Raw genomic sequence first — 13424 nt, 5'->3', positions numbered from 1 at the left:
AGCTGATGGCTTTGTACTAGCCTCCTTCGCTCTCGGACGCCTGCATGTCAAAGTCACGCCGTTACTCCATCGTCGGCCTGTGCGCCCTGCTGTTTATCGTGCTGATCACCTGGTATTTCTCCCGCTCCACACCGGTCGCCGTGCCGCCGGCGATTGCCCACGGCTACGCCAAGGCGCTGAGACAGGCGCACAACGGCGAGCCTGGCGCCGCCCGCGTGCTGTACCAGCAACTGGGACGTCCGGACCTGTCGCCCGAGCGCCGCGCGGCCCTGCATGCCGAACTGCCTAATTATCCGAGCCCTCAGGCGTTGAAACTGGCCGACAAAGACCTGGCCAATGACGCGCCGCTGGTGCGTGAAGCGGCGATCCACAGCATCGTCGGCCTGGTGCCCACCGGCCAGCGCACCCTGCTGCTCGGTCCGGTGCTGGATGACCCCGAACAAGACGTACGCTTCGCCGCTGCCAACGCGCTGCTGGGTCTGTCCCCGGACACCCTGGGTCTGTATTTCGGGCCGTTGCAGCAGGTGCTCGACGAATTCGTGAAGAAGCTCAAGGGGCAGCCCGAAACCGCCGAGGGCTGGATTCAGCTCGCGCGTTTGTACATTCACAGCGCGCTGTTGCCCGATGCGCAACATGCACTGGAGCAAGCCGTACGCCTGCAACCGGACAACCTGCAGGCGGTGGTGGCGCAGATCGAGTTGCTGGATAAACAAGGCAAGACCGACGAATCGCGCCAGTTACTGGCCCGGCAGTTGGCGGCACATCCGGATTCGGCCTATCTGCAACACGCCCTGGGCCTGTGGCTGCTGCACCATGGCGAGCGCCCGTATGCGCTGTTGGGGTTGTCGAAAGCGGTGGAGCTGGAGCCGGATAACCAGGATTACCGCTACGACCTCGCCACCACCTTGCACGCGCAACAGGAACTGGAAGCCGCTCAGCGCCAACTGGAAGACATCCTTCAACGTCACCCGGCCAATCGCAAGGCGCGGGTGCTGCTGGTCAATTACTGGAAGGAATCCGGCCAGTTGCAGAACGTGCAGGTGCTGCTGGCACAACTCGAACAGCAGAACCCGGATGACCCGGCCTTGCAACAAGGCCTGTAGCCACTCCAAAAAGTTGCAAATCCCACCGCGCCCCGTAAAAGCGTGGAACCGCCACAAACCGTTACGGTCAAGTGAATATGGCGCGCCCAGAGCGGCGCGTACCTCTACTTGTACATGACATGAGGGCAGTCCTTGTCTACATCCAACGCGCTGTTGAGTGAAAAGGCGGCCACCGGGATCGAAGGTCTTGACGACATTCTGGCTGGTGGGCTGGCACGCAGCCATCTGTTCTTGCTGGAGGGTGAACCCGGTACCGGTAAAACCACCGTGGCCCTGCACTTTTTGCGGGCCGGTGCGCAAAACGGTGAACGCTCGCTGTACATCACCCTGTCGGAAACCGAGCGCGAACTGCGCCAGGGCGCCAGTTCCCATGGGTGGGAGCTGGATGACAACATCGAAATATTCGAGCTGACCCCACCGGAAAACCTGCTGAATGCCGAGCATCAGCAGAGTCTGTTGTATTCCTCCGACCTGGAGCTGGGGGAAGCCACCCGACAGATTTTCGAAGTGGTCGAGCGGGTAAAGCCGACCCGGGTGGTCATCGACAGCCTGTCTGAAATTCGGCTGCTGGCACAAAGCTCACTGCGTTATCGTCGGCAGATCCTGGCGATCAAGCATTATTTCGTGCGCTACGATGCCACTGTGCTGCTGCTGGACGACCTCACCACCGAAGCCCTCGACAAAACCGTGCACAGTGTGGCCCATGGCGTGATTCGCCTGGAGGAACTGACGCCCAACTATGGCGCCGAACGCCGCCGGGTTCGCGTAGTCAAGTACCGTGGTCAGAAGTACCGTGGCGGTTTCCATGACTTCACCATCATGCAGGACGGCGTGCACGTCTTCCCTCGTCTGGTGGCGGCCGAACACCGCAGTGGCTATGTACGCGAAACCCTCACCAGTAGCATTCGCGAGCTCGATGCCTTGCTGGGTGGAGGTATAGAAACCGGCTCCAGCAGCCTGATCCTCGGCCCGGCAGGTACCGGCAAGTCGCTGATTTCGATGATATTCGCTACCGCCGCCGTCGCCCGAGGCGAAAAGGCTGCCTTGTTCATTTTCGATGAAGAACTGGGGCTGTTGTTCGAGCGCATGAAACACATGGGCATCGATCTGCAGGCCCTGCAAGCCACCGGCAACCTGCTGATCGAGCAAGTCGACGCCGCCGAATTGTCCCCCGGCGAGTTTTCCCACCGCGTACGACGCTGCGTCGATGAGCGCGGCATCAAGACGGTGGTGATCGACAGCGTCAACGGTTATCAAGCCGCGATGCCGGAAGAGAACGCGCTGATCCTGCACATGCACGAACTGCTGCTGTACCTCAACCGGCGCGGTGCGGCGACCTTCATGACCGTTGCCCAGCATGGTCTGGTGGGCGACATGCAGGCCCCGGTGGACATTACGTACCTGGCCGACACCGTCATCCTGCTGCGTTACTTCGAAGCCCTGGGCAAGGTGCGTCGCGCCATCTCGATCATCAAGAAACGCACCGGCAGCCATGAGTCGACGATTCGCGAATACCGCATCGGCGCTCAGGGCATGACCATCGGTGAGCCTCTGGAAGCGTTCCAGGGCGTGCTGCGCGGCGTTCCCAACTACATGGGCGCAGGCGCTCCACTGCTCAAGGACAATGGTCAGTGAGCAACTTGCCTCCCGTTTCCGAACGCGCAATTGTTCTCGCCCCGCTGGGGCGTGACAGTACCCTGGCGTTGATGATGCTCAACGAAGCCGGCTACCACGGTATCGTCGCCGACAGCCTGGTAACAATGTGCGAGGCGTTGGAACAAGGCGCAGGATTGCTGATCATCGCAGCGGAAGCGTTGCACGGCGTCGATCTTGAGCCGCTGCTGGAGCAATTGCACCAGCAACCGGCCTGGTCTGATTTGCCCATTGTCTTGATGACCCATCACGGCGGCAGCGAGCAGAACGGCTCGTCGCACCTGAGTGGTCTGCTGGGTAATGTCACGTTTCTGGAGCGGCCTTTTCACCCCGTCACTCTGATCAGCCTGGTGAGCGCGGCTCTGCGCGGGCGGCGCCGTCAGTATGAGGCCCGTGACCGCCTGGTGGACTTGAGCCAGAGCGAGCAGCGCCTGCAAAGCACCCTGGAAACCCTCGAGCAACAGGTGGAAGAACGCACCGCGCAGCTGCGTCACAACGAAGATGCGCTGCGCCAGTCGCAGAAAATGGAAGCGGTCGGCCAATTGACCGGCGGCATCGCCCATGACTTCAACAACATGCTCACCGGCATCATCGGCAGCCTGGAACTGCTGCGCAGGCGCGTTGCCCGGGGCAGGCTGGACGACATCGACAGCCTGATCGACCTGGGCGTAACCTCGGCCAACCGTGCTGCCGGCCTCACCCACCGTCTGCTGGCGTTTTCACGGCGTCAGTCTCTGGACTCCAAGCCCGTGGAGCTCAACCATCTGGTGACCTCCATGGGCGAGTTGCTGCAACGCAGCATCAATGAAAGCATCGCCCTGGACATGCGCCTGGATGGCCAACTGTGGACCGCCGAAGCGGATCCCAACCAACTGGAAAGTGCCCTGCTCAACCTGGTCATCAACGCCCGGGACGCCATGCCCAACGGCGGCAAGCTGGTGGTGGAAACCACCAACCGCCACCTCGACAGCGTATTCACGGCGGCCTATGGCAGCTTGAAGCCCGGTGACTACGTGGAACTGAGCGTCAGCGACACCGGCTGCGGTATCCCGGAGGGCGTGATCAGCCGCGTGTTCGACCCCTTCTTCACCACCAAGCCGATCGGCCAGGGCACCGGCCTGGGTCTGTCGATGATCTACGGCTTTGCCCGCCAGTCCCATGGTCATGTGACGATTCACAGCGAAGTCGACAAGGGCACCACGGTCAGCCTGTTCCTGCCGCGCTTCATGGGTGAAGTCGCAGCAGAAGAAGCCGTGAATCCGGCGCTGTTGCCGTTCGCCAATGCCGGCGAGACCGTGCTGATCGTCGAGGATGATCCGGCGGTGCGGGTGCTGGTCAGCGTCGTACTCAAGGAGCTGGGATATGGTTTTGTCGAGGCCGGTGACGCCGATACGGCGGTGCCGATCATCGAATCCGACCAGCGCATCGACCTGTTGATCAGTGATGTCGGGCTGCCGGGCATGAACGGCCGCCAGTTGGCCGAAATCGGCCGGCAGATTCGTCCCGACCTCAAGGTGCTGTTTATCACGGGCTATGCCGAGCATGCGGCGGTGCGAGGCGGGTTCCTCGACCCGGGCATGCAGTTGATCACCAAACCGTTCACCTTCGACCTGCTGACGGCCAAGGTTCGGGAGATGATCCGGAACTGACTGAAGCCGCTCAGGGCTGCGGCGCAGCCCTGCGGGGGTTCAGGCCAGCAAGCGCTGAATGTGCTCCTGCAACGTATCCAGGTCGAACGGTTTGGCCAGGATCGGTGCGTTGCGCGTGATCGGGCTGTTGCAGTCGAGAATTTCCTGCGGATAACCGCTGATGAAGATCACCTTCAGTTCCGGACGCAGCTTGATCGCAGGCTCGGCAATCTGTACCCCGGAAATGCCACCCGGCAGACGGTAGTCCGTGACCATCAGGTCCAGGTGCGGCTTGGTCGCAAGAATTTCGAAGGCCTGCTCCCCGTCGATCGCCTTCAACACCCGATAGCCCAGGCCCGCCAGGTATTCACCCAGCACAAACATAATGGATTCGTCGTCCTCGACGATGAGAACGACATCTTGTGCATCTTCACTCATGGGAAGCCTTTGTCCGGTCAATAGCTGCAATTACGACCATGGGGTCACGCAGAGGTTGCGTTGCGCCGACGATTGATTTCATGCCGAGGCGTCAAGCGGCAGGCACATGCGAAACAACGCACCCTCGCCGATCCGGCTTTCGACTTCGATGGTGCCGCCATGGGCCACGACGATCTGCTCGGAAATGAACAGGCCCAGGCCCAGCCCCGCCGCCACATGGCTGGCGGACACACGCTCGAACTGCTGGAAAATACGTTTCTGGTTCTCTTCGCTGATGCCGATGCCGCGGTCACGCACCTCCACCCGAGCCTCGCCGTGTTCGGCATACACCCGCACGTCCACCGGGCTCTTGGCTCCATAGCGCAAGGCGTTGGTCAGCAGATTGGTAATCACCTGTTCGATACGGAACTCATCCCAATGACCTTCCACAGGGCCTTCGGCCACCAGGTGCATGGACGATTCCGCCGCCGCCACTTGCGGGGCAAAGTTCTCCACCAGGTTATTGACCAATTGCGCCAGATCGAACCGAGCCGGACGAATCGACAATTTGCCGGTGCGGATGCGCGACACGTCGAGCATGTCTTCGATCAGACGGATCAGACTCTGGATCTGACGTTCATCGCGGTCGACCATGGCATGCATCTTGTCCAGGGTGAACGCAGCGGCGTTGTCTCGCGCCAGGTGCATCTTGCGCAACTGGGTCTCCAGGATCAGCCCGTTGAGCGGCGTTCGCACTTCGTGGGCGACGATCGACATGAAGTCGTCGCGCATGCGCACCGCCTGCTCCAATTCGGCCTGGGTGGCCTGCAGGCGCGTCAGTAACAGCTCCTGTTCACGCCGGCTGCGCTCCAGGGCTTCGACCTGCTGCTTCATGGCCTTGCTCTGGCGATACAGGTCGACGAATACGTTGACCTTGCTTTTCACCGCGTGGATATCCAGCGGTTTGTGCAGGAAGTCCACGGCGCCGCTCTCATAGCCCTTGAAGGCGTAATTGAGTTCACGGCCAGCGGCGCTGACGAACACAATCGGAATGTTTTTGGTTTTCTCGGTACCGCGCATCAATTCGGCCAGCTCGAAACCGTTCATGCCGGGCATCTGCACGTCGAGAATCGCCATGGCGAACTCGTGCTCCAGCAACAGTGACAAGGCCTCGTCGGCGCTCAATGCCTTGAACACCTGGCGATCCTCGCGCTTGATCAGCGCTTCGAGGGCCAGCAGGTTTTCCGGCAGATCGTCGACGATCAGCAATTTGGCCTGGATGGGACTTAGCATGGGGAGGATTCCAGGGAAGCCAGCAGCGAGCCAATGCGGCTCAGCGGAAGAATATGGTCGGGGGTGTGCAGGGCCAGAGCCGCAAGGGGCATAACGGCAACGCGTGCTTCAGCGGGGTCTTGCACGACAGTGGTTCCGCCTTGTTGTTTGACGTGGGCCAGGCCTCGCGCACCGTCATGGTTGGCGCCCGTCAGCAGAATGGCCAGCAGGCTCCTGCCGTAGGTGTCGGCGGCAGACTCAAAGAGGAAATCGATGGCAGGCCTTGAATGGTGCACGCGATCTTCCTGGCTCAACGACAGGCTACGATCATGCTCCACCGACAAGTGATAACCGGGGCCGGCGAAATACAGGGTGCCGGGCTGGATCAGTTCCTTGTCCCGTGCTTCGACCACGGGCATCGCCACACGGCGGCCAAACACTTCTGCCAACTGGCTGCGACGTTCGTCCGGCAAGTGCAACACGGTGACGATCGGCAAACCGAAGCCTTCGCGCAGTTGCCCGAACACGGTCAGCAATGCCTCGACGCCGCCTGCGGAGGCACCGATCACGATTGCTTCTATACCCGGAACCGATACCGGGGTGGCCGCCGTTGCATTCATGATTTTCGGTAGATCCGTTCCTGCTTGACCAAGGGTTCGAACTGTTTGCCGTAGGCTGAAAAGTCCAGGGTTTCCTTGCTGCCCAGCACCAGGAAGCCGCGATGGCACAAAGATTCATGAAACAGGCCAAACGCCCGATCCTGCAACTTTTTATTGAAATAAATCAGTACGTTGCGGCATGAAATCAATTGTGTTTCGGAGAATACGCTATCGGTCGCCAGGCTGTGATCGGCAAAGGTGACATTCTCACGCAGACTCTTGTCGAAGATCGCGTAATCGTATGCCGCGGTGTAGTAGTCGGCAAATGAACGTTGCCCGCCCGCCTGCTGGTAGTTCGCGGTGTAGGCTCGCACGTTCTCCAGGGAAAAAATCCCCTGCTTGGCTTTCTCCAGGGACGCCGGGTTGATATCCGTGGCGTAAATGATCGTACGCTCCAGCAAGCCTTCCTCGCGCAGCAGAATGGCCATGGAGTACACCTCCTCCCCCGTGCTGCAACCGGCGATCCAGATCTTGATCGAGGGGTAGGTCTTGAGCAGCGGCACCACCTCCTGGCGGATCGCGAGAAAGTGCGAGGGGTCGCGAAACATCTCGCTCACCGGAATCGTCAGAAACTGCAGCAATTGCATGAACGCCGCCGGATCATGCAGCACCCGCTCCTGCAACGCGGAAATGGTGGCGCAGTCGAACTGGCGCAAGGCGTGGGCCACGCGGCGCTTGACCGACGCGCCGGAGTAGTCGCGAAAGTCGTAGCTGTACTTGAGGTAAATCGCCTCGATCAACAGGCGCAGCTCGATATCGCTGCTTTTTTCCAAAAAACTTCGCTCCACTTAAATGCGTTCCATCTTTGGCAGCCAGACGCGGATCAGTGAAAACAGACGATCCAGATCGATCGGCTTGGCCAGGTAATCGTTGGAACCCGCCGCCAGGCAGCGCTCCTGATCGTCCTTCATGGCCTTGGCCGTCACGGCGATGATCGGCAGTTTTTTCCAGCGCGGGTCCTGGCGGATCAAGGCAGTGGCCTCGTAGCCGTCCATCTCCGGCATCATCACGTCCATCAACACCAGGTCGATATCGTCGACTTCATTGAGTTTGTCGATGGCTTCGCGGCCGTTACGCCCGATCACCACCACGGCGCCTTTGTGCTCCAGGGCACTGGTCAGGGCGAAGATATTGCGCACATCGTCGTCCACCAGCAGGATCTTGCGCCCCTCGAAGACCTTGTCGCGGCTGCGTGCGGTCTTGAGCATCTTCTGGCGATCATGGGACAGCTGGGATTCGACTTTGTGCAGAAACAGTGTGACTTCGTCCAGCAACCGCTCCGGCGAGCGCGCGCCCTTGATGATGATCGAGCGTGAATACTTGCGCAGATCGGCCTCTTCATCACGGGTCAGGTTGCGCCCGGTGTAGACGATCACCGGCGGGAACGAGCAGATATCTTCGGTGGACATGCGCTTGAGCAGCTCATTGCCGAGCATGTCCGGCAGCTTGAGGTCGATGATCATGCAGTCGTAGATATTGGTGCGCAGCAGGTCCAGGGCGGCCTGGGCATACCCGACGTCGGTGATTTCGATGTCATCGTCGCCGATCAGGCGGGCAATGCTGTCGCGCTGCAAGTCATCGTCCTCCACCAGCAGCACGCGCTTGACCTTCTGGGTCAGTTTGGCTTCCAGGCGTGCGAACACGTCCTTGAGCTCTTCACGGGTGGTGGGTTTTACCGCATAACCCACCGCGCCCATGTGCATGGCGGCTTCGACGCGGTCTTCCACGGAAATCACATGCACCGGGATATGGCGGGTGTCGGCATGCTCCTTGAGCCGCTGCAACACGGTCAGGCCGGAATGATCCGGCAGGCGCATGTCCAGCAGGATGGCGTCGGGCACGTATTCTTCGGCCAGGCTGTAGCCTTCGTCCGCACCATGGGCCACCAGGCAGTGATAACCCAGTTCGTGGGCCAGGTCGAACAGGATGCGGGCGAAGTTAGGCTCGTCTTCCACCACCAGGATGCAGCGACTGGAGAAAGGCGCCTTGTCACGGTCATCGGCGAAGCGCGGAATCAACTGGGCGTCGGCCACCGGCATCGGTGACACCTTGATCGGCGTCGGTGCCGGCACAGGCGCGACCACCACTTGACGCGGCGCCTCGACCGAGGCGATGTCCTGCTCGCGTTCCACATACTGCTCCGGCAGTACCAGGGTGAAAATGCTGCCCTTGCCCGGCTCGCTGCTCACGCTGATATAGCCGCCCAGCAGCGTGGCCAGATCACGGGAAATCGACAGGCCCAGGCCGGTGCCGCCATAGCGTCGATTGGTGGTGCCGTCGGCCTGGCGGAAGGCTTCGAAGATGCTTTCCTGCTGGTCCGGGGCAATACCGATCCCTGAATCGCGCACGCTGAACGCAATGCCTTCACCCGGTGCACGGGACACCGACAGGCTGACTTCACCCTGCTCGGTGAACTTGAGCGCGTTGGACAGCAGGTTCTTGAGGATCTGCTCCAGGCGTTGGCGGTCGGTGAACAGCATGTCCGGCGTACCGTCCTGCACTTCCACCTTGAAACCGAGCTTGCGGTCAGCCGCCAGGGGTTCGAACATGCCGCGCAAACCGTCCACCAGGCGCAACACGCTGGAGGTCTCCGGACGCATTTCCAGTTTGCCGGCTTCCACCTTGGAGATATCCAGGATGTCGTTGATCAGGTTGAGCAAGTCATTGCCCGCCGAATAAATCGACTCGGCAAACTTGACCTGTTCAGCGCTGAGGTTTTCCTGGGGGTTCTCGGCCAGCAGTTTGGCCAGAATCAGCGAGCTGTTCAGCGGTGTGCGCAGCTCGTGGGACATGTTGGCGAGGAATTCGGACTTGTACTTGCTGGAGCGCTGCAACTCCTCGGCACGGTCTTCCAGCTCCCGCTGCGCTTCGTTGAGTTCGACGTTCTTGCGGTCCATGGCGTCGCGCTGCTCGGCCAGGGTCTGGGTCTGTTCAGCCAGTTGCTCGTTGGTCTGCTCAAGCTCGGCTTGTTGGGTTTCCAGGTGAGCCTGGGACTCCTTGAGGATGCGTGACTGCTCTTCCAGCTCTTCGTTGGCGGTCTTGAGTTCTTCCTGCTGCACTTGCAGCTCTTCATTGAGTTGCTGGGTCTCGGCCAAGACCTCTTGCAGACGCTGGCGATAGCGCGCCGCTTCGATGGAGGTGCCGATGTTGCCGGCAATCAGTTCCAGCAGTTCGACGTCGCGCTCTTCCAGCGGACGCAGGAAACCCAGCTCGACCACGCCATTGACGCGGTCATCATCGCTGGTCGGCATCACCAGCACGCTACGGGGGGTGCCCTCGCCCAGGCCCGAGCTGACCTTGAAATAGTCCACCGGCACATCATCCAGACGAATCAGGCGATCGAGCTGGGCGGCCTGGCCGACGATGCCCTCATCGCTGTAGATCGATTGTTCCAGTTGTTCCTGTTCACGGGAGAATCCGTAAGTGGCCACGCGCTTGAGGCCGCCGTGCTCTTCGCGCACGTACAGCGCAGCGACCGCCGAGCCCATGTATTGGGCGAAGAACTGCAGGATATTGCGCCCCAGCAGGTTCAGGGTCAGTTGACCCAGCACCTGCTCCGCCAGTTCGGTCTGGCCGTTGCGCAGCCAGGCTTGCTGTTGAAGGCGTTGTGCTGTCCTTTGTTGTGATGCGAGGTTTGCGCTGTAACTCTCTGAAAGAGATAGCAAATTCTTTCGACCGATATACGCCAGAAAGCCGCTCAGGCCCAATACGAACGCCAGGTAGAGGGTCACGCTGATAATGGTAGTGCGGGTCACATCGTCATTGCGCGCGATACGGAACTGTTGCTCCATCGCCACCGCATCGTCGTACTCCCTGCGGATCTCATCGGTCAGCCGCTTGCCCCGACCCGCCTTGACGGCGCCACGGTAGTCGCCACTGGAGCGCTGCAAGTCAATCATCGACTGAGCGTAGGTATTCCACTCCACCTGCATGGCTTCCAGGCGCTTGAGACGGTCTACTTGCTGCGGGTTGTCCGATACGAGGTCCTGCAAGTTGCGCAAGTCGGCGATGATGCGCGGCTTGGCTACTTCGTAGGGATCGAGGAAATGCTCGTCGCCGGTGATCAGGAAGCCACGCAGGCCGGTTTCCAGGTCCACCGTCAGTTTGGAGGACTCATTCAGGTTATTGATCACCCGGTCGGTGTGCTCGACCCACTTGATCACGGTCAGCAGATAGGTGATCAGGCAGACGAAAAACACCGCGCTGAGCACGCCCACACTCAGTGGCAGCGCCACGTTGCGGCTCAGCAGCGTACGAAAGCTCTTTTCATCGATGGACGACACGGGAGTCATGGGCATGCCTTGGCCTGGTACGGGAAAACCGGGAGTTTGCCCCAAAGTCGATGGCCAGGGCTATGTTTACGCGACAACTTGGCGCAAATGCCTACTGATTCATTCGAATCAAAGCGCGGGCCCAGACCGGTTTGAACGGTTCAAGCGAGACATTCCCGGCGAATGCCTTCACAATGCCATCCCCAAGCCGGGAACTTGCCGAGATTGTCATGACTCATTAGAGGATGGTCTGTATTCGATCAAGACCTGCACCTCCACTTCTCGGGAACCCTACTTATGTCCGCCGCTGCCTCCACCATCCTTGTAGTCGAAGATGACGCTATCGTACGCATGCTGATCGTCGATGTACTTGAAGAACTGGAGTTTCAGGTGCTTGAGGCCGCCGATGCCAAAGAGGCCCTCACGATCGTCAATGCCCCGGATCAGGTTATCGACCTGATGATGACCGACGTCGGCCTGCCTGACATGGATGGCAAAGACCTGGCAAACAAGGTTCGCGCACTGCGCCCCGCCCTGCCCATCCTGTTTGCCAGCGGCTACGCCGAGACTATCGACCTGCCAAGCGGCATGCAGATGATCGGCAAGCCTTTTTCCATCGATCAGTTGCGTGACAAGGTCAAGGCGATGCTGCCGAGCGTCTGATCCAGCCGAATCCGTCCGCCCACGTCACGCTACCCGCCGGGATTAACGTGACGTCAGGCGAATAAAACGCGAAACTCGGCGCTTTGATACCCCCGCCTTTGAAAAGATCTCTGGAAGGACGCAACCCCATGATTGGAAAACCGACGCGCCTGCTGTTGGCGAGCCTCTCGATAGTCATGAGCACCGGTGCCTGGGCCGACTTCTCGGCAACTCCCGACGAAGCGCGCGCCATTGCCAAGGAAGCCTACCTGTATGGCTATCCGGTGGTGGAAATGTACAAGACGCTTTACACCCAGGCTGTTGACAAGGGTGGTGTCAATTTCAAGGCATCGTTCAACCACATTGGCAATACCGCCCAGGTGTTCACCCCCAAGGACACCGCGTTCGCCACGCCGAACCCGGACACGCCCTACTCCTTCGTGTGGATGGATCTGCGCCGCGAGCCGTTGGTACTGACCCTGCCCAGGATCGAAGACAACCGCTACTACTCCGTGCAACTGATGGACCTCTATACGCAGAACTTCGCGTACCTGGGCACCCGTAGTACCGGCAACAACGGTGGCCACTACATGATCGCCGGTCCCGGCTGGAAGGGGCAGCAGCCGGTGGACGTGGACCGCGTGGTCTACAGCGAGAGCAACATCGCCGTGGCGCTGTACCGCACGCAGTTGTTCGACGAAAAGGACTTGAACAAGGTCAAGCAGATCCAGAATGGCTACAAGGTGCAGTCGCTGAGCAACTACGTGAAGCAGGCCGCCCCCGCCAGTGTGCCGAAGATCGAATGGCCCAAGCCGACGGCGACCATGACCGAAGGCCCGCAATTGTTTCGCTACCTGAACTTCATGCTGACGTTCGCCGCGCCCCAGGACAGCGAAAAAGACCTGCTGGCCCGTTTCGCCAAAATCGGCATCGCCCCCGGCGCGCCATTCAAGGTCAATCAACTGACCGCCGAACAACGCAAGGCGCTGGATGACGGCATTTCCGACGCGCGCGCCGAATACGCCGCGTTCAAGAAAGACAAGCTCGACACCCATGCCGTCGCCAACAGCGAGCTGTTCGGTAGCCGCGACCGCCTGAAAAACAACTACCTGTACCGCTACGCCGGTGCCATCCAGAACATCTTCGGCAACTCGGCCGATGAGTCGATCGCCCTGCGCTACACCCTGGACAGCGAAGGCAAGCCCGCCAACGGTGCACGCCACAGCTACATCGTACGGTTTGCCAAGGACCAACTGCCCCCGGCCGACGCATTCTGGGCGCTGACCATGTACGACGCCAAGACCAAACTGTTGGTGTCGAACCACAAGAAGCGCTACGAGATCAACTCGCACATGCTGTCGACTTTGAAGCGCGATGCCGACGGTGGCCTGACCCTGGCCCTGCAACACCATGAGCCGCCCAAGGATGAACAGAGCAACTGGCTGCCGGCGCCCACCGGTCCTTTCTACGCGGTGTTGCGCATCTACCTGCCCAAGCCCGAGGCCGTCAACGGTCAGTGGAAACTGCCACCGCTGGTTCCGCTCAAGTAACTCCCCTGCCCACCACGCGTTTTTTGTGGTGAGCAGGCTTGTCCTGCGCCGGGGTGCGCAGCGCCCCTGAAACCTGAAACCACGAACTGGCTGGATAAACGCGACGGCCTTATTGGGGCCGCTTCGCAGCCCAGCGCGGGACAAGCCCGCTCACTACAGTGGATCCGCTTTTGTAGTGAGCAGGCTTGTCGAATCGTCGCACCGCCTGCGCTGGGGCGCGAAGCGGTCC

10 protein-coding genes are annotated in these 13424 nt (G+C 60.5%); 5 read left to right on the top strand and 5 right to left on the bottom strand.

The window, feature by feature from the left end:
- The first annotated feature begins 44 nt into the window (after positions 1-44).
- The 3 genes from ACW9IN_RS02735 to ACW9IN_RS02725 all read left to right on the top strand — a co-directional run bounded on the left by ACW9IN_RS02735 (position 45) and on the right by ACW9IN_RS02725 (position 4405).
- Positions 45-1103, top strand: a complete 1059-nt coding sequence (locus ACW9IN_RS02735; protein WP_457364444.1) for a tetratricopeptide repeat protein — start codon at positions 45-47, stop codon at positions 1101-1103.
- 132 nt (positions 1104-1235) lie between these two features.
- Positions 1236-2738 carry an ATPase domain-containing protein gene (locus ACW9IN_RS02730; protein WP_457364443.1) on the top strand — a complete coding sequence of 501 codons (1503 nt, stop codon included), beginning with the start codon at positions 1236-1238 and terminating at the stop codon, positions 2736-2738.
- A complete protein-coding gene (locus tag ACW9IN_RS02725; RefSeq protein WP_457364442.1) occupies positions 2735-4405 on the top strand; it encodes an ATP-binding protein in 1671 nt (556 codons plus the stop codon). Before ACW9IN_RS02730 ends, ACW9IN_RS02725 begins: the two co-directional genes overlap by 4 nt.
- Positions 4406-4444: 39 nt before the next feature.
- On the opposite strand, the gene ACW9IN_RS02720 is transcribed toward ACW9IN_RS02725, so the two are convergent.
- The 5 genes from ACW9IN_RS02720 to ACW9IN_RS02700 form a co-directional block, all read right to left on the bottom strand.
- Positions 4445-4822 carry a response regulator gene (locus tag ACW9IN_RS02720; RefSeq protein ID WP_003217591.1) on the bottom strand — a complete coding sequence of 126 codons (378 nt, stop codon included), beginning with the start codon at positions 4820-4822 and terminating at the stop codon, positions 4445-4447.
- Positions 4823-4900: 78 nt separating this feature from the next.
- Positions 4901-6094, bottom strand: coding sequence for a hybrid sensor histidine kinase/response regulator (locus ACW9IN_RS02715; protein WP_457364441.1), 1194 nt, complete (start codon positions 6092-6094; stop codon positions 4901-4903).
- On the bottom strand, positions 6088-6693 hold the full coding sequence (locus ACW9IN_RS02710; RefSeq protein ID WP_457364440.1) for a chemotaxis protein CheB: 606 nt from the start codon (positions 6691-6693) through the stop codon (positions 6088-6090). The genes ACW9IN_RS02715 and ACW9IN_RS02710 overlap by 7 nt, the downstream gene beginning before the upstream one ends.
- Complete coding sequence (locus ACW9IN_RS02705) at positions 6690-7520, bottom strand: CheR family methyltransferase (RefSeq protein WP_457364439.1); 831 nt, start codon at positions 7518-7520, stop codon at positions 6690-6692. The genes ACW9IN_RS02710 and ACW9IN_RS02705 overlap by 4 nt, the downstream gene beginning before the upstream one ends.
- The gene (locus ACW9IN_RS02700; protein WP_457364485.1) at positions 7521-11024 is read right to left on the bottom strand and encodes a response regulator; all 3504 of its coding nucleotides are present in this window, start codon (positions 11022-11024) and stop codon (positions 7521-7523) included.
- Positions 11025-11300: 276 nt separating this feature from the next.
- Between ACW9IN_RS02700 and ACW9IN_RS02695 the strand changes: the two genes are divergently transcribed.
- Complete coding sequence (locus tag ACW9IN_RS02695; RefSeq protein WP_457364438.1) at positions 11301-11666, top strand: response regulator; 366 nt, start codon at positions 11301-11303, stop codon at positions 11664-11666.
- Between the two features lie 128 nt (positions 11667-11794).
- Positions 11795-13195 carry a DUF1254 domain-containing protein gene (locus ACW9IN_RS02690; protein ID WP_457364437.1) on the top strand — a complete coding sequence of 467 codons (1401 nt, stop codon included), beginning with the start codon at positions 11795-11797 and terminating at the stop codon, positions 13193-13195.
- Positions 13196-13424: the final 229 nt, after the last annotated feature.

The organism is Pseudomonas sp. SDO5271_S396, assembly GCF_054071795.1.
Note: the sequence above shows the minus strand (reverse complement) of the source record. Positions and strands in the feature narration are given on the sequence as shown.